Origin of the sequence: Caproiciproducens galactitolivorans (assembly GCF_029266045.1) — a bacterium.
Lineage (GTDB): Bacteria > Bacillota > Clostridia > Oscillospirales > Acutalibacteraceae > Caproiciproducens > Caproiciproducens galactitolivorans.
The window spans coordinates 94530-115411 of sequence record NZ_JAJUFJ010000009.1 but is presented as its reverse complement, the minus strand read 5'-3'; the positions used below and the strand labels follow the sequence as shown (position 1 = coordinate 115411).

Here is a 20882-nt window from a genome sequence, read left to right as displayed (position 1 = left end):
GGTCTGCAAAATCAATGTGGACTCCGATCTACGTCTCGCCATGACGGCCAGCATCCGCAAGTATATGGCGGAAAATCCGAGCCATTTTGACCCAAGGCAGTATCTCGCCCCCGCGCGCACAGCCATTAAAGATATGGTTGCCCATAAAATCCGGTGCGTGCTCGGTTGCGAGGGAAAAGCGTAGGCGGTATTATGCAGCCGCGTACTACGACAGATAAGGAGATTGCGATGCTCACAAAATACTGGAACCAATTCAAAAGTGGAACGGATATCCGCGGTGTTGCAAGCAATGGCGTTGCCGGGGAAGAAATCAATCTAACCGATGAAAATATCGAAAAAATGACGGCTGGATTCGTGCTTTGGCTTTCCGGATTCGTGAAAAAAGATGTTTCAAAGCTTACAGTAGCCGTCGGGCATGATTCGCGGATTTCCGCCGGCCGGATCCAAGCGGCGGTTACGCGCACGTTGACCGCCGCGGGGGTACAGGTGCTGGACTGCGGACTCGCTTCCACTCCGTCCATGTTTATGACCACCATTGATCTTGGCTGTGACGGTTCCGTTCAGATTACCGCCAGCCACCATCCGTTCAACCGGAACGGGTTGAAGTTCTTTACGAAGAACGGCGGGCTGGATTCACCGGATATCGAAGCAATTCTTCTGCATGCCCAGAACGGAGACAAACCCGCACCGGGAAAGGGTAGCGTAAAAGCTGTCGATTATATGTCGCAATACAGTACGCATTTGCGCGAAATCATTCAAAAGGGCGTGAACGCAGCGGATTATACCCACCCGTTGAAAGGGTTCCATATCGTTGTTGACGCCGGGAACGGCGTAGGGGGATTTTACGCCCGCGATGTGCTGGAGCCCCTCGGCGCGGATATATCCGGAAGCCAGTTTCTGGAACCGGACGGGCTGTTCCCGAACCATATCCCAAATCCCGAAAATGAAACGGCAATGAAATCCGTCTGTGCGGCGACTGTCAGGGCAAAGGCAGACTTGGGCGTCATCTTTGATACCGACGTGGACCGCGGCGGCGCGGTGGACGAACACGGGAACGAGATCAACCGCAACCGCCTGGTGGCGATTGCCTCGGCCATAGCTTTGGAGGGATACAGGGGCGGAACGGTTGTGACCGACTCCATTACCTCCAGCGGTTTGAATCAATACATAGAAAAAACGCTTGGCGGAAAGCATCACCGCTTCAAGAGAGGCTATAAAAACGTAATCAACGAGGCGGTACGCCTGAATAGCGAGGGGGTTAATTGTCCGCTGGCTATCGAAACTTCCGGCCATGCTGCCATGCGCGAGAACTATTTTCTGGACGACGGCGCCTACCTTGTGACGAAAATCATCATAAAATCGGCCCAACTCCGCGCGCAGGGGAAAAAGCTGGAAGATTTGCTTGAACCCCTGGCGGAACCGATGGAGGCGGTAGAACTCCGTTTCCCCATTCGGAAAGAAAATTTTAAAGAATACGGCCAAAAGGTGATTGCCGATTTAACGGAATATGCAAAACAACACCCAGCGTGGCGGATCGCGACCGAAAATTACGAAGGTCTGCGCGTGTCATTCGGCAAAGAGGACGGCGACGGTTGGTTCCTCCTCCGTCTGAGCGTTCATGATCCGATTATGCCGCTGAATGTAGAAAGCGATTCCGCAGGAGGAGTTCGGAAAATTCTGAATCAGTTGTGCGGTTTTCTAGATACCTGTGAGGGACTTGATCTAACCTCGCTTAAAAGATATTGATACAAGCGTGATGGGAAGCACCCTTCACTCTGTATATTGCTAACCGTAAGTGGGTTGAACTTAAACATTAGGAGGAAAAAAGAATGGATCGTAATACGATTGTCATCGGCTGCGACAACGCAGCGGTTGATATGAAAAACCTGGTTGCCGAATACCTCAAAAGCAAAGGGTATACCATTGAAAATATGGGATGTGATGATTCGAGCGACCCCACCAATTATCCGACCATTGCAAAACGTCTCTGCCGGAAGATTATCGAGAGCGGATATAACAAGCGCGGGATTTTAATCTGCGGAACCGGGATCGGCATGGCTATGTGTGCAAACAAATTTAAGGGTATCCGCGCCGCCGTCTGTCACGATGCATATTCCGCGGAACGCTCCGCGCTGAGCAACAATGCAAACGTTATTTGCATGGGCGCGCGCGTAATCGGTCCGGAACTTGCAAAAAAAATCGTTGACGAATGGCTTCCGCTGGAATACAAGGGTGGCCGGTCAACCCCGAAGCTTGAGGAAATCGCAGGAATTGAGAAGGAAAATTTTCAATAAAAACGGTATTCAGTAAAAAGGAGGATCCATGGAACGCAGGAAAAAGATTTACTTAGGAACCAATACCAAGATGTACAAAACGACGGAGCAGACAGTTACGTTTCTGGAAAGACTCAATGAACTGACGCAGGATATTTCCCGCGACAGAATGGAGCTGTTTGTCATACCTTCCTATATAACGCTTCCTGCGGCACGTGCAAGCGTGCCGCAGGAAAGCGTCCTCATAGGCGCCCAGAATATGGGATGGGAAGAAGAAGGTCAGTTTACCGGAGAAATTTCGCCGCTCATGCTGCGGGAAGCCGGTGTGAATATCGTCATGGCCGGCCATTCCGAGCGCCGCCATATATTCCGCGAAACGGACGAGGAAGAAAATAAAAAAGTCCTGTGCGCACTGCAGCATGGATTTAAGCCGCTGCTCTGCGTGGGTGAAACCGCGGGGGAAAAGGATTTTGGAATTGCTGAAGAGGTGCTCCGCATGCAATTAAAAGTGGGTTTTCACAACGTAACGCCGGAGCAGGCAAAAGCGGTTTCGGTCGCTTACGAACCCGTTTGGGCGATCGGCGTGAACGGCGTTCCCGCTACCAAGGAGTACGCCGACCATATCCATAAGGTGATCCGCGATACGCTGGTGGAGCTGTTCGGCGCCGAAGTAGGCGGGGATATCCCGGTTCTTTACGGCGGAAGCGTGAATCCGCAGAACGCAGAAGGGTTGATTGGGATGCCTTACATTGACGGTCTGTTCATCGGCCGTAGTGCATGGGACGCGGACAACTTCCATTCCATTATCCGTATGGTTTTGCCGTTGTTTGAAGAAAAACGCAGGAAGGAGGCTGCCCTATGAAACAAACCCAGCTTTATGCGCTGAATGAATCCATCCGCAGCCTCGATTATGTTCTTGCCACCTATTATATTGAGCTTCCGAAAGAGACCAATGTGGTTGAGAAAGCGGTCGGTATGACCATCGGCCAGACGCTCGGCACATGGGTTCCGGTTCCGGGTATCACGGATGAAATGCGCGATAAGCACATGGGCAAGGTGATTAATATCATTGACCTTCCCCCGTGCGACCTTTCCACACAGGTGCAGACGGATACCGTTTCCTACCTGATTCAGCTTGCTTATCCAACCGCGAATTTCAGCGCGCAGTTCCCGCAGATGCTGGTAACCGTTCTTGGTAACGATGCTTCCACTTCCGCGCAGGTCAAGCTGGTGGATATACAGTTTCCGGAGAGCTTCGTGAAAGAATTCCAAGGTCCGAATTTCGGTATTGAAGGGATTCGCAAATTTACCGGGGTGGCGGAACGCCCCCTGCTTCTGAACATGATTAAGCCTTGCACCGGCTTTACCCCGGATATCGGCGCTAAGATTTTTTATGAAACCGCGTTGGGCGGCGTGGACTTCATCAAGGACGACGAGCTGCTCGGCAACCCGGATTTCTGCCCGGTGGAGCAGCGCGTAAAGGCGTATCAGAAGGCTTCCGACGCCGCGTTTGAGAAAACCGGCCACCGTACCGTTTATATTTGCAATATCACCGATCGTGCGGATCGTATGATCGACAATGCAAAGCGTTGCATCGACGCAGGTGCAAAGGCGATTATGGTCAGTTACGCGGCGGTTGGCTACAGCATGGTGTGCGCCCTTGCGCAGAGCGTGAACGTGCCGATTCTGGGACATTACGCGAGCTCCGGCATGTTCTACGAAGGAATTGTCAGCGGCTTTTCCGCTCCGTTTGCCACCGGCCTTTTCCCAAGGATGGCGGGCGCGGATATGATTATGATGAATACGCCTTACGGCGGATATCCTCTGAAATTCCAGAAATATATTCAAACGGCGCACAAAATGTCCTTGCCGTATTATCATCTCAAGCCTTCCATGCCCATCGTTGGGGGCGGCGTGCATCCGGGCATTACGGAGCGCTATGTGAAAGATTTGGGTAGCGATATTATTTTCGCTGCGGGCGGTTCCGTCCAGGGCCATCCGATGGGTGCTGCGGCGGGTGCGCGCGCAATGCGTCAGGCAATAGACGCCGTGATGTCTGGAATACCGCTGAAGGACGCGGCGAAGGAACATGAAGAACTTCGTGTTGCATTGGAGCGCTTTGGTCTCCACAATTAAGCCGCTCTGAAATTCAATGGAAGCGGAATGCACATACTGCCGCAGCTTTTCAGGCGGTTTGGCATTCGAAACACAAAGATTGATAGAGGTGTTTACTTTGCAGCAATATGACATGATTATCATCGGTGGCGGCATCATGGGCTGTTCCATTGCAAGGGAACTTTCAAAATATAAGCTGAATATTGCCGTATGCGAGGCCGCAGCCGACGTTGCGTCCGGTACCACCAAAGCAAACGGCGGGCTGATTCACGCGGGCGACGACCCGGTCCCCGGAACGCTGAAAGCCTTTTTGAACAGCAAGGGCTGTTTAATGTATCCGGTCCTCTCCGAAAAACTGGGATTCCGGTTCCTGAAAAGGGGCTCTATGGTTGTCGGATTTAATGAAGACGACCTCGCCGTTCTGAAAACATTGCTGGAGCGCGGTCGCCTGAACGGCGCACCCGACCTGGAGCTGATCAGCGGTGGTCGGATTTTCGAGCTGGAGCCGGAAACGAACCGGAAGGCAAAATATGCCCTTTACTCCCCGCATACGGGCTTGGTTGATCCATTTGAGGTTGCCATTGCTTTCTCTGAAAATGCGGTTGCAAACGGCGTGCATTTTTATCTCTCTTCTCCGGTGACAGCGATCCAGAAAACAGAGGACGGTTTTGCCGTAACGCTTCCCAAAGGGCAACTCAACGGGAAATACCTCATTAACTGCGCGGGCGTTCATGCGGATGATGTGGCCCGTTTGGCCGGCGCAGATGAGTTTACGATTCAGGCGCGCCATGGGGATCTGCTGGTTATGGATAAAAACTGCGGCATTAAAGACGTTATGACGCTGTATCCGATCCCGAAGCCGGACTCAAAGGGCGTTGTTTTAATGAGCACCGTTTCGGGGAATATTCTGGTGGGTTCGACCGCCGTTATGAAAGAGAAAGACGATGTTGCGAGCTACCGCGAGGGAATCCATGAATTAATCGCCGGGGCGAACAATCTGATTGAAAAGCTGGACATCCACAAGGTGATCCGCACGTTTGCGGGAAACCGTGCTGTGGTTGTGGGAAACAACAATGATTTTTACATCCGTCCTTCCCGAAAGGTTGCCGGACTGTTTCATGTTGCGGGGATTCAGTCCCCGGGTATTGCTTCCGCTCCCGCTGTTGCGGCCTATGTCGTCCAAATGCTGAAGGGCTGCGGTATTCCGATGGAGGAAAAGAAGAACTTTATCGATACCAGAAAGGCGCCTGTTGATTTCAGCACGCTCTCCACAGAAGAACAGGATGAGCTTATACGTAAAAATCCCGCTTACGGCCGGATTGTCTGCCGCTGCGAATGTGTAACGGAAGGTGAGATTATCGACGCGATGCACAGAAATCCGCAGCCTGTGACGGTCGACGCAATCAAACGCCGCACGCGCGCGGGAATGGGTCGCTGCCAGGGCGGTTTCTGCCAGCAGAAGGTTATCAGTATTATGGCGAAAGAGTTAGGATGCAGCCCCACAGAGATTGAACTTGGCGACAAGGGGTCGCAAATAATCTATTCAAAGCTGAAGGAGGGCTGCTGACATGAACGAATTTCAGTTTGACGTAGCCGTGATCGGCGGCGGTCCCGCCGGAATGGCGGCGGCAATCGAGGCGCGTAAAAACGGTGCAAGCGTCGCCCTGGTGGAACGCAACCCGCATTTGGGCGGTATCCTGTTACAGTGCATCCACAGCGGCTTCGGCTTAAAATGCTTTAAGCAGGAGCTGACCGGCCCGGAGTATGCCCAGCGGTTCGTCAATCAACTGGGTGAAACGGATGTGACCGTTTTACTTTCCACCATGGTCTTGCAGATTACAAAGGACAAAAAAGTCGTCTGCATGAATGAAAAAGGAATTTCCGTGTTAAATGCAAAAGCCGTTGTGCTGGCCATGGGATGCCGCGAACGTACCCGCGGCGAAATTAAAATACCTGGCGACCGCTGCGCGGGCGTTCTGACCGCGGGCCTTGCCCAGCACTATATCAATATAGACAACTACTGTCCCGGCCACAGGTTCGTCATTCTCGGCTCCGGAGATATTGGCCTCATTATGGCACGCCGCCTCAGCTTGGAGGGGATGAAGGTAGAGGGTGTTTATGAACTGATGCCCTACCCGAACGGCTTAAAAAGGAATATTAAGAACTGCCTTGAGGATTTTGGAATTCCGCTGCACCTTTCCACCACCGTGACTCGCGTAATCGGAGAAAAGGGTCGCGTTGCTGCTGTTGAAGTTACAAAAGTAGACGAAAAATTGCAGCCTGTCGATGGTACTTCCAAAATTGTACCCTGTGACACGCTGCTTCTATCCGTCGGCCTTGTACCGGAGAACGAACTGTCCGCCGGGGCCGGTGTTAAATTGAACCCGCGCACACATGGCGCGGTGGTGAATGACAGTTTAGAGACAAGCGTTCCCGGCATCTTCGCCTGTGGGAATGTTCTCCATGTGCATGACCTTGCCGATAACGTAACCGTGGAAGCACGGCATGCCGCTGCCTGTGCCGCGGCTTTTGCAAAAGGCGAACAAAAGGAAAGCAATCCGGCAATTACAGTAAACTGTGAAGATCCAATTGGCTACACCGTTCCGTCCGAAATTTATTCGCGGGAGAAGGCCTCCGTGCTTTTCCGTGTACGCCGCCCTGTTGAAAACGCACGCATGGTGGTTACCTCCGAAGGCAGTATTTTGCTGCAGGGGAGACCGCGCAGCTATATCCCGAGCACTATGGAAGAGCTGGTTCTGCCGTCCGCTGTTCTGCAAAAGGCCGACGGCGAAATCACGCTGAAAATCGAATCTGTTTTAGGAGGGGAAAATCCATGAGTACAAAGGAACTTATATGCACGGTTTGCCCGAATAGCTGTAATGTGACCGTTGAACTGAATAAAAAAGGCGAACCCGTTAAGATAGCGGGGAACCGCTGCCCACGTGGCGAAGCTTTCGCTAAGCAGGAAATCACCTGCCCCATGCGGGTAATTACCAGCACGGTTGTGCTTCGCGGGGAGGACGGAAGAGATGCGCTTCTTCCGGTCCGTTCTTCGGATGCTTTCCCATTGAGCAAACATGCACAGACGATGGAACTGCTTCGGCACATAACGGTGCGCGCCCCTGTAAAAATGGGCGACGTTGTAATCCACAACGTGCTGGATACCGGAGTCGATATCATTGCTTCGCGTGATTCCTGATCCCCTGTAATCTTTCCGGCCAGCTTATTTGGTGCTTTTTTCGTTTGCGGTAGTGCTTTTGTTTTCCGGTGGGTCGTCGTAGATACGGCATCCGTATTTGCTCAGGGATGTGTGCCATTCCTGGGAAAGAGGCCGGTCGGTAAAGATTGCGTTCAGACAGTCATAGCCGCATATGTTGATAAAGGAAGCCTGATTGAATTTTGTATAGTCGGCTACGAGGTAACGTTCCTTGCTGCGCCGGATGATGGTTTTCCGTATTTGCGCCAGATCATCGTTTGAGTCGGTTACCCCTTGTTCGATCGACAGCGTGCGGCAGGAAAAAAACGCTTTGTCTACATAATACTCTTCCAGCGCTTTTTGCGCTTTGCTTCCGTAAAATGCAAGCTCTTTAAGCGAGAAAAAGCCCCCTGTGCAAATTAGGCGCATATTTTCCTTTTGAGACAACAGATTAATAATAGGCAAAGAATTCGTGATGAGCGTCAGTCTCATATCCTGAATCGCCTTAGCAATCGCATAGGTGGTCGTCGAGTTGTCGAGAAATATAACATCGCCGTTTTGAATGATTTGCCTGCACTTTTCCGCAATAATTTTCTTTTCTTCCAAATAGACTGTAGAACGAATGCTGTAATCAATCAGGTTTTCAACCCCTGTTTGCACGAAAGCACCGCCGTACGAGCGCATAAGCACCCCTTCCTTCTCCAAGCTGCGCAGGTCGCGCCGGATGGTTTCGTCCGTTACGTCAAACATCTGTGCCAGTTCCGTAACGGTGGCGCTTTTTCGTTCCAGAATCAGATTCTTTATTTTTTGCTTGCGCGTTACTGATAACATTGCCATTGGCTGACATCCTTTCCTTATGTTTCTTTTTTTGCCGTGATTTTTTGAATTTGTTCAAAATTAATATTAAACCAGGTTTAGTAATATGCGAAAAACCAAAATAGTATTGTATCTCAACGCAAAAAATCAACAAGGTTATTTTGAATAAATATCACAATCAACACAAATCAACATACATAAAATTCGATTTGTTCATATTATATAGTAAAAAAGAGTTTATGTAAATAGTTTTAATAAAAAAACCTGTAAAACTCCCTATAGAGCATTGACATTCCAACATAACAATGATATAATTCAACAGAAATCCAAAAATGCAAAAACAAAAGAACGGAGAGATAGAATGGTTGTCCAAGATCACTACCCGACCGATGACGAAGCAAAAGAAGCAATTGTCAAATACGGACGCGGTTTATATGAACACGGATATGTTGTCTCTAATGACGGCAATATAACGGTTAAGGTTTCAGAGAATGAAATCTGGTGTACGCCGACAGACGTATCCAAGGGAGCTATGACGCCGGAAATGATGACTAAACTCGACTTGGACGGCAATATTCTGGCGGGCGCCGGAAACCCTTCATCCGAAGTGAAAATGCACTTGCGTGTCTATAAGGAAAACCCGGATGTTCGCGCGGTTGTGCACGCGCATCCGATTTATGCGACCACGTTCTCTATTGCTGGTATTGCGCTGGACGAGCCCACTTTAATGGAAGCTTTGATGCAAATCGGCTGTGTGCCGGTAGCCAAATATGCAAAACCCGGTGTGGAAGAGGTTCCGGACAGTATCGCACCCTTCTGCAAGGATTATAACGCGGTTCTCCTATCCAACCATGGGGCGCTCACATGGGGCAATTCCCTCAGCGTGGCATACCGCCGGATGGAAGTCCTTGAGGATTATGCAAAGGTTACCTTCAACCTGCATTTGCTCGGCAAAGCGCGGTTTTTGACGAACGAACAGCTTGCCGGTCTTGACGAACGCCGCCGCCTTGGCGGACTTTCACCCGTTCCCATGCCGGTTGGAGTAAGCCAACCCCAGAATACCACCGATGTTCTGCCGAAAAAAGACTGAATTTTTCAACCGAATTCCTTTTTAAACTCGGAATGAAAAGAGGAAATGCTACAATGTTAAGAAAAGATCTGATACGCCTTGACCTTGATGTTGCAAACCGGGAAGAGGCAATCCGCACCTTGGCAGAGGATTTCGTACAAGCCGGTGTTGTAAAGCCCAGCTTTGTAGATGCGGTGCTTGAGCGCGAGCAGCGTTCCCCCACGGCGCTTCCGGCTATCGCTTACGATATTGCGATTCCCCATACGGTTAGTGCACATGTTATTACCCCCGCAATGAACGTCGCCGTTCTGAAGCATCCGGTTGAATTCCGGCAGATGGGTTCCCCGGAAATTACGCTTTATCCGAAGGTGCTGTTCATGCTTGCGATCAGCGATCCGAAGGATCAGCTTTTCCTGCTGCGCCGGATCATGAAAATGCTGCAGAACAAAGAATTATTGAATCAGGTGCGCGGAGCGCAAACAAAGGACGAGATTTACGATTTTCTCAAACCGGTAATCGATGCCTGATGCCTTATCCGATATTAATACCAAGGCTAACCCCATGGTGTTAAATGAAAATATTTATTTTAAAGGGAGTGCGTTTCTATGGCAACAAAAATTAGGATTCTGTCTATTTGCGGTTCGGGTGTGGTGACCTCATCCATGGTTGCAAGCAAGTTGAGAGACATGTTTGCGGAAAGGGGTTATGACGCGGAAACCGTCGAAGCAAATTCCAGCGAGGTGGAAAGCTACTGCACCCGTCAGCATTTTGACATGATCGCATATGCAAGCCCGATTGGCAACAATTTCGGCGTACCTGCTTTCAATGCGATCGGTCTTATCACCGGAATGGGCGAGGAGGAATTTATGGAGGAGGCGATTGAAGCGTTGCATAAAGCTGGAAAATAACCGGATATGGTTTCTTCCGAGGAATTGTATTGGAAATCTATGAGGGAAAAGGAACGCGCGAGTTCCGCGTTCTGAAAATCAGAAATTGGGAGGATTAACAATGTTTTTTACGGCAATAAAAACCTTCTTCGACACATTTGGATCAGTCGTATTTGTGCCGGTTGTAATCTTCATCATGGCATTAGCATTGAAAGTCCCTGCAAAAAAAGCTTTCATGTCGGCTTTGTCCGCCGGTGTTGGTCTGGAAGGATTCAACCTGGTTATTGGAGCTTACAGCCCTATTATTACCCCCATTATCAACCAGCTTGTTAAGGATACCGGTATTAAACTGAATATCCTTGATATGGGCTGGCAGACCACTTCCATTATCGCTTATTCGACAAACATCGGTATGATCTATCTGGTAATTGCCATTGTGCTTCAGATCGTACTGTTTCTTACACGTTATACAAATGTTTTCCAGGCGGGTGACCTCTGGAACAACTATTCCTACATGGCATGGGGTTCCGTACTGTTCCTCCTTACCGGGAATTTTGCGCTGAGCCTGACCTGCATGATTGTTCAGCAGTTGTACACGCTCTGCTTTACGGAAGTCATCGAAGAAAGATGGTCGAAGTTCTATCATTATCCGAACTGCACAATTGCTTCCTTGCATACTGCCACCGTCGGCGTATATGCAGTCGGCATGAACTGGCTGCTCAACCGCTTAGGCCTGTACAAGGTAAAAGCGGATCCGGACAGCTTCCGCAAGCGCTTCGGATTCCTTGGCGAGCCTATGACGCTGGGACTTCTGCTTGGCTTGTTCATTGGTATCGTCGGCAACATTAAGCATCTGGGCGAACTGAAATCATGGGGAACAATTCTTGTCTGCGGCGTTGCTACTGCTTCCGTTATGGCTGTTTTCCCGAAGATTTCCAGCATTTTCGCCGGTTCTTTCGGCCCGATCACAGAAGCTTCCAAGAAGTCCGTTAAGGGGACAAAGGGTGAGTGGTATCTGGCTGTTAACGATGCCTGCGGCTACGGCGAAACCGCAACGCTGATTTCCGGTATCGTTCTTATGCCGATTGTTCTGATCATTTCCTTCATCCTGCCCGGCAATCAGACTCTACCTATGCTTGATCTTGTTGCTATCCCATATTGCATCCAGCCGTGTGTTGCCTGCTCAAACGGCAACATGCTGAAATCCATTATTTCCGGTGGTATCTTCTGCGTCATCTTCCTGTATTGCTGCACAATGACCGGTAGCGCGTTTACGGAAGTTGCGAAGAGTGTCGGTACCGTAAAGCTGGAGGAAGGCGTTATGATGATCACCAGCTTCATCATCCTTGGCCAGCCTGTCGGTGCACTTATCTTCATGGCGTTCCTTTCCCAGAATCCGATCGCCATTGCAGCAGTTATCATTATTTATGTTGTCTGCTACGTCTTCGTACGCAAGAACCGCGCGAAGATTCATGCTTGGATTGAAGAAGAAGCCCTCAATCCCGGCCATGACAAGGCAAACACAGCTCCTGCTGCTGCACAATAACTTTTACATCCTAGAAACAACTTACCACCGTCCCAATCATACATTCCAGATTCGTCCCAGCATAAAATATAACTGAAGAGGAAAAGGTGCCGCACTGTTTCGGCGGTGTGCCGCCTTTTCCTTTTCTCAAATTCGTTGAAGGATTCCGTGCGCGCTGCGCACACGTCCGGAAAGCTTTTCACGTCAAGGAGGAATTCAAATTGGTATATCAGGGAAATCCCGTGTCCGAAGGTATCGCAGTTGGGAAGATTATGCTGTATGAGCCGTTTGTGCCTGTAGTGGACACGACGGCGCTCCCCAAAGAAGAAATACCGGCGGCGCTAAGCCGTTATAAAAATGCGCGGAACAGCGCAAAGAAGGAATTGGAGGCATTGTATTCCCGGCTTCAGCAGGATGACCCCGGGAAGGCCAAGATCATAAAGGCGCATATGGACATTCTGTTTGATGTAGCCATGGAAGAGGAAATTCAGGACGCGATTTCCGACGGAAAGAGTGTGGAAGCGGCGGTGGATAAAATCTTCCGTAAATACATCCGGATTATCGGAAAATCCGCGGATGAACGGATTCGGGAGCGCGCTTCCGATTTGGAAGACGTAAGGTGTCGCCTGTTACGGAATTGTATGGGTGTGAAAGAAAAAAATCTGGCGGTTTTAACAGATCCGGTTGTCGTCGTGGCAAAGGATTTATTTCCGTCCGATACAGCTTCCATGAACCGTAATAAGGTCCTTGCGATTGTTACCGAAGTGGGAGGCCCTACATCCCATACGGCAATTATCGCGCGCAGCTATGAAATTCCGGCCCTCCTTGGCGTGCCGGATATTCTTTTCCAACTTCAAAATGGCCAAGAGGTTATTGTAGATGCTGTTGATGGTGCCCTGATTACCGACCCTACCGATGAGGAAAAAGAGGCTTATCGGGGAAAGAAGGTTCAGTTCCAGGAGCAGACGGCGGAAACCAAGAAGTATCTTGCAAGTGACGGCGTTACAAAGGACGGGGTCAAAATAGAGGTGGAGCTGAATATCGGTTCCGCCAATGCACAGGAAGTCCATGACATTCAATATACAGACGGCGTAGGCCTTTTCCGCTCCGAGTTTTTGTATATGGGAAGGGATACGCTGCCTTCCGAAGAAGAACAGTATAAGATTTACCGCAAGGTTCTGATGCAAGCGGGCAACAACCCGGTCACCCTGCGTACGCTGGATATTGGCGGGGACAAGAAACTGGACTGCCTGGAACTTCCGAAAGAAGACAACCCGTTCCTCGGCAACCGCGCCCTGCGGCTTTGCCTGCAGCACCGCGATATTTTTAAAACCCAGCTCCGCGCCGCGCTTCGCGCGGGAACCATCGGAAATTTGTGGATTATGTTCCCGATGGTGGGAAGCATGGACGACATACGTAATGCCAAAGCGGTTGTTCGCGAAGTGCAGCAGGATTTGGATCGCGAAAACATCAAATACGGCAAAAACGTGAAATTCGGTATTATGATTGAAATTCCGTCCATTGCCATGATTGCGGATCTGGCTGTAAAAGAAGTCGATTTTGCAAGTATTGGAACAAATGACCTTTGCCAGTATACAACCGCGGTTGACCGCCTGAACCAGAATGTTGCAAAATACTACCAAAGCTATCATCCGGCGATGTTCCGCCTCATCCGTTACACGGTTGAACAGTTCAATAAAGCCGGAAAGCCGATTTGTGTCTGCGGCGAATTGGGCGGCGATAAGCTTGCCATGCCGGTGCTGCTTGGTTTTGGCATGCGCCGCATCAGCATGGGTATCGCTTCCGTTGCCCGTGCGAAAAAGATCATTTCCCGTCTGGATCTGCGCTTTGCCAAAGAAATGGCTGACAAGGTGTGTCAGATGGAAACAGCCGGAGAGATTGAAGCGTATCTGAAGGATTCGCTGAAAGATGTTATTTAAGGAGATACTCTAACTATGTATTCTAAAAAAACCGTAATTGCAAACGCTACGGGACTTCATGCCCGCCCGGCGTCCGATTTTATCGCGGCGGCCGGCAAATTTGAATCCAAAATCAAAATCACCCGTGTCGGTGGAGATCCGGAGGAGGACGTGGCAAACGCGAAGAGCATCATCAGTGTGCTTGCACTTGGCCTTGCACAGGGCGAGGAAGTGGAGCTTTCTGCGGATGGCCCGGATGAACAGCAGGCGGTTGACAGCCTAGTCGCGCTTATTGATTCCAAATTCGGAGAGTAATCTGCTTTTTGAGCGATTTTTTGAAAGCAACAGAGAGGATGGCTTATCATGTACCCTATTGTTTATCATTTTAAATCGACATTGGACGATTACAGGGAGATGACTTTTTTCTCCACTTTTTCATTCCGGAAAGGACAGAATATCGCAATTCTGATTAGCTGGATTGCAGGAACCACAGCTTTTATTCTGGATTTGGCAGATGTGATCCAATTGACGCAAACCATCCATCTTTGCGCGCTGATGGTCGCCGTTACGATGCCGATGCTCTTTGTGAGTTATCTAACCAATGTCCGCCGTTTTAAGGTGAACGGCGCCAGTTATCTTAAAAAGGCCCATACGGTGCTGCTGGGCAATGACGATGTACAGTACAAAGAGAGCGGAAACATTCATACCGGGGTGGACAAATGGGACGACATTGCCTATGCATTTGAAACGGACCATTTGTTTCTGCTGTACCGTACGCCAAACAGCGCCGTTCTTCTGCCCAAAAGATGTGTGACAGAAAAGCAGATCGAGGAGACCCGGATTTGCATGAAGGAAAAGCTAGGCGTGCGTTTCAAGATACGCTGCCGAATAAAACAGGGAAAAACACAAAAAAAACACAGGCTTAATAAAAATTACAACTGAAAACCGGAAACGTTCCCTTCAGCAAGGAGCGTCTCAAAGCAATAAAGGAATTATAAGACTCATTTCTATAAATAAGGTAACATCCAATTCATATAGGGCCCCCTGCAGGGCACAACGGCTCTTTTTCGGAATTGCCGTTGTGCCCTGCTGTTTTATAGAAATTCTTTCAGATTCGGGGAATCCCTTGAAAAAAGGAGTGAGATAACGTAAAATAAAATGTATTATGAACGCAAAGGAACGGTAGAATGATTTTCAGCAGCTTATTTTTCGTGTTTGTCTTTTTGCCCGTAGTATTGGCCGTTTATTTTCTTGTTCCCAGAAGATTCAAAAACCTTTGCCTTTTTCTTTTCAGCCTGTTGTTTTACGCTTGGGGAGAACCGGTATATGTTTTTCTGATGTTGTTTACAACGGGATTTGATTATATTATGGGACATTTTATAGAAAAGTACCGGGGTACGGCAACTTCCCGCGTTTTCCTTATTTTCAGCATTTGTGTAAATCTCGTCTTGCTCGGGTTCTTTAAATATTCCAGCTTGCTGGTACAGACGGTGAATTCCCTTTCGGCCTTGGCTCTGCCAGTGCCTGAGGTGGCGTTGCCCATCGGCATTTCTTTTTATACGTTTGAATCCCTTTCCTATAATATCGATATTTACCGCGGGGAAGCGCCCGCGCAGCGGAATATTATTGATTTCGGTACCTATATCGCCTTTTTCCCGCACCTTGTTGCCGGGCCGATTGTCCGTTACGAATATCTGGCGGATCAGCTCCGAAACCGGCAGGAATCGCTTGAGAAATTTACGGCCGGCGGGAAGCGGTTTTTGGTCGGACTATTTAAAAAGGTTCTTCTTGCAAACAATTTGGCGATTCTGGCCGATAAGGTACAGTATATGGGAGACCCCAGCACGCTTTCCGCGTGGCTTGGCGCGATTGCCTTCACGTTCCAGATTTATTTCGATTTTTCCGGTTATTCGGATATGGCCATCGGCCTTGCGGGTATGTTTGGTTTTCAGATTCCGGAAAACTTTAATTATCCCTATATTTCCCACAGCGTTTCGGAATTCTGGCGCCGCTGGCATATTACGCTGGGTTCCTGGTTCCGGGAGTATGTCTACATCCCGATGGGCGGCAACCGCTGTTCCAGATTGAAAAACGTGCGGAACCTCGCCGTTGTCTGGGTACTGACCGGCATTTGGCACGGCGCGAGCTGGAATTTTGCTTTCTGGGGTGCTTATTACGGCTTTTTGATAATCTGTGAAAAACTGTTCCTGCAAAAGTGGCTGGATCGGATCCCACGGTTTTTCCAATGGCTTTACAGCTTTCTTGCCGCGGTTATCGGGTGGGTTTTCTTTTCCTATTTGGACATCCGGAAAGCGTTCGGCGTGGTGCGCGCCATGTTCGGGTTTGCGCCCGGCGCGGACAATCTCGGCGTGTATTCCCTGATAACCTGCGGGCCGCTTTTAATCGTTGCGGCGCTGTGCAGTTCGACATTGGTAAAGTCCTTGGCGGACAAGTTGCGTAAAAGCGGTACGGCTGGAAAAATAATATGGAGCGCAGGCTTTGCGTGCCTGTTGTTCCTGTCCCTGTCGTTTCTTGTGGGCAATGCGTACAATCCATTCTTGTATTTCCGTTTCTAAAAGTGATAGGTGAAAAATGAAAAATCATCTTCTTAATTTAAAAGGCAAATGCAATCCGGAAAATGCATTTGTCACATCTGTTCTTTTCCTTACAATATTGGGGGGGGTGCTCTATCTTCTTTTTGCCCCGAAAATCGATTTCTCCGAAGAGGAAAACCGTGTGCTGGAGTCCCCTCCGCAGTTTACCGCTGCCTCAATAGCGGACGGAAGCTTTATGAAATCAATTGAAAATTATGTTGGCGACCATTTTATGCTGCGCAAAAATTTTGTGGAACTCAATACCCGCGTACAGCTTCTTATGGGGAAACGGGATTTGGGATCCAATTACGGCCGGATCCCGGCGGAAGGCGGCGTTTATTTTGGCAGCGACGGGCACCTTTATGAGGTGCTGCTGCCGAACCGTACGGATATTTTCGCCCGCAACGCCGCGGCGATCCAGCTTTTTGCGAAAAAAACGGGGCTCCCATTTTATTTTGTCCCTGTCCCTTCCGGGGCGCAGATGCAGGGTGACCGGCTTCCTTATGCTGCGCCTAGCCATGACCAGCGCGAAGAGTTCAACGTAATTAAAGCGGGCGCCGGCGCCAATACGACGGTGGTGGATCTGTTTGATACGCTGAGCGACCGGACGGGAAACGATTATTACTATAAAACCGATCATCACTGGAACACATTCGGCGCTTTCAAGGGCTACGAGGCGCTCATGACGGCCATGCATATACAGCCTACTGCGAAGGAGGATTTTTCATTTGAGAAAGTATCGGATTCCTTCCTCGGCACCTTATATTCCAAAGCAATTTGCAGCAGTCAGGAGCCGGATATTCTCTATCTTCCGTTTTATAAGAAACAGGCGGTTATCACACAGCAAACCGGAAAGAGTACGCGCAGCAATCTGTATTGGAAGGAATATCTCGAAAAGAAAGATAAATATTCCGTTTTTCTCGGGGGAAACCACAGTGTGGATGTTGTGAAAAATCCGGACGCTTCCACAAAGAAAAAGCTCCTGCTGATTAAGGATTCTTACGCTAACAGCATGATTCCCTTTTTATCGACAAATTTTTCAGAAATACACATTATCGATTTAAGATATTACAATCAGGATATTTATAAATATATTCAACAGAATGGAATTACGGAAACGGCCGCAGTGTACAGTATCAAACAACTGTGCGAGGTTTCCGTTGCCAATAAATTAAGTGCGCGATAAGTATTGATTTCAAGACGCGTCAGCGCTTAAATTTTCGCCGTTACGGGCCTGTGAGCCAAGCGGAACGATAATCATATTTACCATAAGGAGGAATAGGAACAGCTTGAGGGATTTCCGCAAAAAAATAAGAAAGAATGGTGAAAAAGAATGAAAATACTCCATGGGATTGGTGCGTCAAAAGGAATTGCAATTGGAAAAATTACGTTATGTTTGAATATTGACAACCATATTGAAAAGAAAACGATTATAGATGTGGAAGCGGAGCTTGCCCGGCTGGACGAGGCGAAAAAGACTTCCGTTGAAGCATTGAATGCGATTTACGCTAAAGCGCTTAAGCGTGTCGGCGAGGCGAACTCCATGATCTTTCAGATTCATATTATGATGCTGCAGGATGAAGATTTTTACGGCGCGATACAAACAGCGATCCGGGAGGAAAAGCTGAATGCGGAATACGCCGTATGGCAGGCGGGCCAGCAATTTTCCGAAATGTTTTCACAAATGGACGACGAATACATGCGCGGGCGCGCTTCAGATGTGATTGATATATCCAAGCGCCTAATCCGGAATCTGGACACCCGGCTTGCCAACGGGCTGGACAGCCTTTCGTCGCCGACGATCGTCGCCGCCGCCGACCTGATGCCAAGCGAAACCGTGCAAATGGACAAGGAAATGGTCTATGCTTTTGTGACTCAGGAAGGTTCCAAAAGCTCCCATTCCGCTATTTTGGCGCGTACTATGGGCATCCCTGCGGTAGTAGGCCTTGCGGATCAGTTCAACGAGCTTTCCGATGGGGCAGAAATCATAGTGGACGGTAATACGGGAGATGTTATCCTTGAGCCGGATGAAGCGACACGGACGGATTACCGCGCAAAGCAGGAGGAGTTTATCAAGCACCAGCAGGAGCTGAAGCTTTTAAAGGGCACGAAGGCGATTACCAAAAACGGCGTGGAAATGGAAATTAACGCCAATATCGGCCATCCGGAAGACGTTGATTTGGCGCTGGAAAATGACGCCGACGGCATCGGCCTGTTCCGCAGCGAGTTCCTGTATATGGAGAGCAACCAGTTCCCGAGCGAGGAAGAGCAGTTTATCGCCTATAAAACGGTTTTGGAGCGTATGGGCGGCAAACGAGTCATTATCCGCACGCTGGACCTGGGGGCGGATAAACAGGTGCCTTACCTCAACCTTCCGCACGAGGAAAATCCGGCGCTTGGCTTGCGGGCGATCCGGATTTGCCTGGATCGTCAGGATTTATTCCTTACACAGCTAAGGGCTTTAATCCGCGCTTCGGCTTACGGGAAGCTGGCGATTATGTTCCCGATGATCATTTCGGTGGATGAAGTGCGGCAGATTAAAGGCTTGGTTGAAAAGGTAAAAAATGACCTGACGAAAGAAAAAATTCCATTTGATCCCCATTTTGAAATCGGGATCATGATTGAGACCCCGGCGTCAGTGATGCTGAGCGACGAGCTTGCGAAGGAAGTGGACTTCTTCAGCATCGGCACCAATGACTTAACGCAGTACACACTAGCGGTAGACCGTATGAACCACAGTATCTCGAAGCTGTTTGATTCCAGGCATCCGGCCGTGTTGCGCATGATTGAAATGGCTGCGCGGAGTGCAAAAAAGGCGGGCATTTGGGTTGGAATTTGCGGAGAGTCCGCGGCGGACACAAGCTTAACCGAATTTTATGTGAAAATCGGTGTCCGTGAGCTTTCTGTAACGCCTTCCGCGGTGTTGGAGCTTCGCAGGGCCGTTCAGCAGATTAACATAAAATAAATTGCTTAGCCGGCTGTCTTCCGAAAGGAAGGCAGCCGTTAATCGTTGGCAGTAAGTTTTCGTGGCGAAGTATTTGTTAATTTTTTCCAATTTGCAATTCGGTTGAAAATGCTCTTTGTGAAAAATATTCATTGAATCTTTATTCACCGTTTTAAATATGCAGGAACATTTTTCACAAATTCATTTTATAAAAATATTTTGCGTTTTTTCTATCACGCCTCTTTGAATGGAAAACTAGTGAATTGCAATAGTTTTTTCAAAAAATGTTTGTTAAAAAATGAGATTGCAAATTTTATATCGGGATTATAGAATGCAATGGAAAAATTTTTGTTATGCAAAAAAATTGTCAAAACACAGAACAAATTACTAATTCGGCTTGAACTTTGAATTCAAAATTGATATAATACTGCAATAGTGCATGTTTTGAGGACACACTCAACGAGTGTGTCCTATATAGCGTTTGCGGGGGTTTTAGCGCGTTAAACCGTTACTGTGTTGGCGTTGTCAATGCCTGATTTTCAGCGCGTCAGGCTGCTTTATTTATCAATCGGCGGTTTAACGGGTTGGTGCCCCGGTATCCAATTTAAGGAGTGGCTAAAGTGATAAAATATGTGATAAAGCGCGTGGGCTACGCACTTTTAACAATTTTCCTCATTTCAATCATCACATTTACACTAATGAACATGATCCCAGGCGGCCCTTTTTTAAGTGAAAAGGCTGTGTCGCCCGAAACAACACAGGCGCTGAAGGTGAAGTACGGTTTGGACAAACCGCTTCCGGAGCAGTACATAACCTTTATGAAGAATTTCATTCATGGCGATCTGGGCCTGTCCATCAAGCAGAAGGGACGAACCGCCAATGATATAATTTTTTCAACGTTTCCCGTTTCGGCCAGACTTGCCGGCATGTCGGTTTTGCTGGCGCTGGTCTTGGGTGTGACGATGGGTTCTGTAGCGGCGCTGAACAGAGGGAAATGGGTCGACAGCTTGCTGATGGTGATTTCAACTCTGGGAATAGCCGTGCCAAGCTTTGTTGTTGCATCTTTTCTGCTGATTACGTTTGGTGTCAATCTGCATCTGCTGCCGACGCTCGGTTTAAAGACCCCGCTGCATTACATCATGCCGGTCGCAGCGCTGTCGTTTTACCCAACGGCGTATATAACCCGTTTGATGCGATCCAGTATGCTGGATGCTTTGAATCAGGATTATATCCGCACGGCGAAGGCAAAGGGCGTGAATAAGTTTGTCATGCTGTTTAAACACGCCATGCGCAATGCGATTATCCCAGTCATTACCTATGTCGGCCCGCTGCTTGCTTACACGATGACCGGAAGCTTTGTCGTTGAGAAAATATTTACCATTCCGGGTTTAGGCCGCGAATTCATCAACTGCATTACCGGCCGCGATTACCCGATGGTTATGAGCACCACAATCTTCCTTGCGGTGCTGTTGGTTTTCATGAATGTAGTGGTGGACATTTGTTACAAACTGGTCGACCCCAGAATTAAATTGAAGTAGAAAGGC

20 protein-coding genes are annotated in these 20882 nt (G+C 49.0%); 19 read left to right on the top strand and 1 reads right to left on the bottom strand.

Translation table 11 applies throughout. The features are described 5' to 3' along the window. The 8 genes from P9B68_RS08165 to P9B68_RS08130 form a co-directional block, all read left to right on the top strand. Window positions 1–184, top strand: a 184-nt coding sequence (locus P9B68_RS08165) for a class II fructose-bisphosphate aldolase (protein WP_277668826.1), incomplete at its 5' end; no start/stop codon positions are given. Between the two features lie 44 nt (window positions 185–228). Beyond that, window positions 229–1746 (top strand): phosphohexomutase domain-containing protein, encoded by a 1518-nt coding sequence (locus P9B68_RS08160; protein WP_135660530.1) that lies wholly within the window; start codon window positions 229–231, stop codon window positions 1744–1746. A gap of 83 nt (window positions 1747–1829) precedes the next feature. Beyond that, window positions 1830–2294, top strand: coding sequence for a ribose 5-phosphate isomerase B (gene rpiB / locus P9B68_RS08155; protein WP_135660363.1), 465 nt, complete (start codon window positions 1830–1832; stop codon window positions 2292–2294). A 28-nt stretch (window positions 2295–2322) separates the two neighbouring features. Continuing rightward, complete coding sequence (tpiA, locus tag P9B68_RS08150) at window positions 2323–3135, top strand: triose-phosphate isomerase (protein WP_277668825.1); 813 nt, start codon at window positions 2323–2325, stop codon at window positions 3133–3135. Further along, window positions 3132–4409, top strand: coding sequence for a RuBisCO large subunit C-terminal-like domain-containing protein (locus P9B68_RS08145; RefSeq protein WP_135660367.1), 1278 nt, complete (start codon window positions 3132–3134; stop codon window positions 4407–4409). The genes tpiA and P9B68_RS08145 overlap by 4 nt, the downstream gene beginning before the upstream one ends. Before the next feature lie 97 nt (window positions 4410–4506). Beyond that, window positions 4507–5955 carry an NAD(P)/FAD-dependent oxidoreductase gene (locus tag P9B68_RS08140; protein WP_277668824.1) on the top strand — a complete coding sequence of 483 codons (1449 nt, stop codon included), beginning with the start codon at window positions 4507–4509 and terminating at the stop codon, window positions 5953–5955. A 1-nt stretch (window position 5956) separates the two neighbouring features. Further along, window positions 5957–7225, top strand: coding sequence for an NAD(P)/FAD-dependent oxidoreductase (locus tag P9B68_RS08135; protein ID WP_135660371.1), 1269 nt, complete (start codon window positions 5957–5959; stop codon window positions 7223–7225). Continuing rightward, complete coding sequence (locus P9B68_RS08130; RefSeq protein ID WP_135660373.1) at window positions 7222–7587, top strand: DUF1667 domain-containing protein; 366 nt, start codon at window positions 7222–7224, stop codon at window positions 7585–7587. The genes P9B68_RS08135 and P9B68_RS08130 overlap by 4 nt, the downstream gene beginning before the upstream one ends. A gap of 24 nt (window positions 7588–7611) precedes the next feature. Here the strand turns inward: P9B68_RS08130 and P9B68_RS08125 are convergent, their stop codons facing one another. Next, window positions 7612–8421, bottom strand: coding sequence for a DeoR/GlpR family DNA-binding transcription regulator (locus tag P9B68_RS08125; RefSeq protein WP_243113017.1), 810 nt, complete (start codon window positions 8419–8421; stop codon window positions 7612–7614). 340 nt (window positions 8422–8761) lie between these two features. Here P9B68_RS08125 and P9B68_RS08120 point away from each other — a divergent pair, with 340 nt between their 5' ends. The 11 genes from P9B68_RS08120 to P9B68_RS08070 all read left to right on the top strand — a co-directional run bounded on the left by P9B68_RS08120 (window position 8762) and on the right by P9B68_RS08070 (window position 20876). Further along, window positions 8762–9490 (top strand): class II aldolase/adducin family protein, encoded by a 729-nt coding sequence (locus P9B68_RS08120; protein WP_135660375.1) that lies wholly within the window; start codon window positions 8762–8764, stop codon window positions 9488–9490. A 53-nt stretch (window positions 9491–9543) separates the two neighbouring features. Continuing rightward, window positions 9544–9996: a PTS sugar transporter subunit IIA gene (locus P9B68_RS08115; RefSeq protein ID WP_135660377.1), complete on the top strand. Its 453-nt coding sequence runs from the start codon at window positions 9544–9546 to the stop codon at window positions 9994–9996. A gap of 78 nt (window positions 9997–10074) precedes the next feature. Then, complete coding sequence (locus P9B68_RS08110) at window positions 10075–10377, top strand: PTS sugar transporter subunit IIB (RefSeq protein WP_135660379.1); 303 nt, start codon at window positions 10075–10077, stop codon at window positions 10375–10377. 100 nt (window positions 10378–10477) lie between these two features. Further along, a complete protein-coding gene (locus P9B68_RS08105; RefSeq protein ID WP_135660381.1) occupies window positions 10478–11902 on the top strand; it encodes a PTS transporter subunit IIC in 1425 nt (474 codons plus the stop codon). Window positions 11903–12102: 200 nt separating this feature from the next. Next, on the top strand, window positions 12103–13821 hold the full coding sequence (gene ptsP, locus P9B68_RS08100) for a phosphoenolpyruvate--protein phosphotransferase (protein WP_243113018.1): 1719 nt from the start codon (window positions 12103–12105) through the stop codon (window positions 13819–13821). 15 nt (window positions 13822–13836) lie between these two features. Beyond that, window positions 13837–14115: an HPr family phosphocarrier protein gene (locus tag P9B68_RS08095; RefSeq protein ID WP_135660383.1), complete on the top strand. Its 279-nt coding sequence runs from the start codon at window positions 13837–13839 to the stop codon at window positions 14113–14115. 48 nt (window positions 14116–14163) lie between these two features. Continuing rightward, window positions 14164–14742, top strand: a complete 579-nt coding sequence (locus P9B68_RS08090) for a YcxB family protein (protein ID WP_135660385.1) — start codon at window positions 14164–14166, stop codon at window positions 14740–14742. A gap of 425 nt (window positions 14743–15167) precedes the next feature. After that, the gene (locus tag P9B68_RS08085) at window positions 15168–16376 is read left to right on the top strand and encodes an MBOAT family O-acyltransferase (protein WP_330566993.1); all 1209 of its coding nucleotides are present in this window, start codon (window positions 15168–15170) and stop codon (window positions 16374–16376) included. A gap of 106 nt (window positions 16377–16482) precedes the next feature. Further along, window positions 16483–17580: a DHHW family protein gene (locus P9B68_RS08080; protein ID WP_167875215.1), complete on the top strand. Its 1098-nt coding sequence runs from the start codon at window positions 16483–16485 to the stop codon at window positions 17578–17580. 147 nt (window positions 17581–17727) lie between these two features. After that, entirely contained in the window at window positions 17728–19359 is a 1632-nt protein-coding gene (gene ptsP / locus P9B68_RS08075) for a phosphoenolpyruvate--protein phosphotransferase (RefSeq protein ID WP_277668823.1), read from the top strand. Window positions 19360–19958: 599 nt separating this feature from the next. Beyond that, window positions 19959–20876, top strand: a complete 918-nt coding sequence (locus tag P9B68_RS08070; RefSeq protein WP_135660393.1) for an ABC transporter permease — start codon at window positions 19959–19961, stop codon at window positions 20874–20876. Window positions 20877–20882: the final 6 nt, after the last annotated feature.

What these genes read in the sequence shown, in the direction of transcription:
- P9B68_RS08115 (WP_135660377.1), top strand. Translation starts at nt 9,544, where the DNA reads ATGTTAAGAAAAGATCTGATACGCCTTGACCTTGATGTTGCAAACCGG.
- P9B68_RS08110 (WP_135660379.1), top strand. Translation starts at nt 10,075, where the DNA reads ATGGCAACAAAAATTAGGATTCTGTCTATTTGCGGTTCGGGTGTGGTG.
- tpiA (WP_277668825.1), top strand. Translation starts at nt 2,323, where the DNA reads ATGGAACGCAGGAAAAAGATTTACTTAGGAACCAATACCAAGATGTAC.
- P9B68_RS08105 (WP_135660381.1), top strand. Translation starts at nt 10,478, where the DNA reads ATGTTTTTTACGGCAATAAAAACCTTCTTCGACACATTTGGATCAGTC.
- P9B68_RS08090 (WP_135660385.1), top strand. Translation starts at nt 14,164, where the DNA reads ATGTACCCTATTGTTTATCATTTTAAATCGACATTGGACGATTACAGG.
- P9B68_RS08125 (WP_243113017.1), bottom strand. Translation starts at nt 8,421, where the DNA reads ATGGCAATGTTATCAGTAACGCGCAAGCAAAAAATAAAGAATCTGATT.
- P9B68_RS08130 (WP_135660373.1), top strand. Translation starts at nt 7,222, where the DNA reads ATGAGTACAAAGGAACTTATATGCACGGTTTGCCCGAATAGCTGTAAT.
- P9B68_RS08120 (WP_135660375.1), top strand. Translation starts at nt 8,762, where the DNA reads ATGGTTGTCCAAGATCACTACCCGACCGATGACGAAGCAAAAGAAGCA.
- ptsP (WP_277668823.1), top strand. Translation starts at nt 17,728, where the DNA reads ATGAAAATACTCCATGGGATTGGTGCGTCAAAAGGAATTGCAATTGGA.
- P9B68_RS08135 (WP_135660371.1), top strand. Translation starts at nt 5,957, where the DNA reads ATGAACGAATTTCAGTTTGACGTAGCCGTGATCGGCGGCGGTCCCGCC.
- P9B68_RS08145 (WP_135660367.1), top strand. Translation starts at nt 3,132, where the DNA reads ATGAAACAAACCCAGCTTTATGCGCTGAATGAATCCATCCGCAGCCTC.
- P9B68_RS08085 (WP_330566993.1), top strand. Translation starts at nt 15,168, where the DNA reads ATGGGACATTTTATAGAAAAGTACCGGGGTACGGCAACTTCCCGCGTT.
- P9B68_RS08160 (WP_135660530.1), top strand. Translation starts at nt 229, where the DNA reads ATGCTCACAAAATACTGGAACCAATTCAAAAGTGGAACGGATATCCGC.
- P9B68_RS08095 (WP_135660383.1), top strand. Translation starts at nt 13,837, where the DNA reads ATGTATTCTAAAAAAACCGTAATTGCAAACGCTACGGGACTTCATGCC.
- rpiB (WP_135660363.1), top strand. Translation starts at nt 1,830, where the DNA reads ATGGATCGTAATACGATTGTCATCGGCTGCGACAACGCAGCGGTTGAT.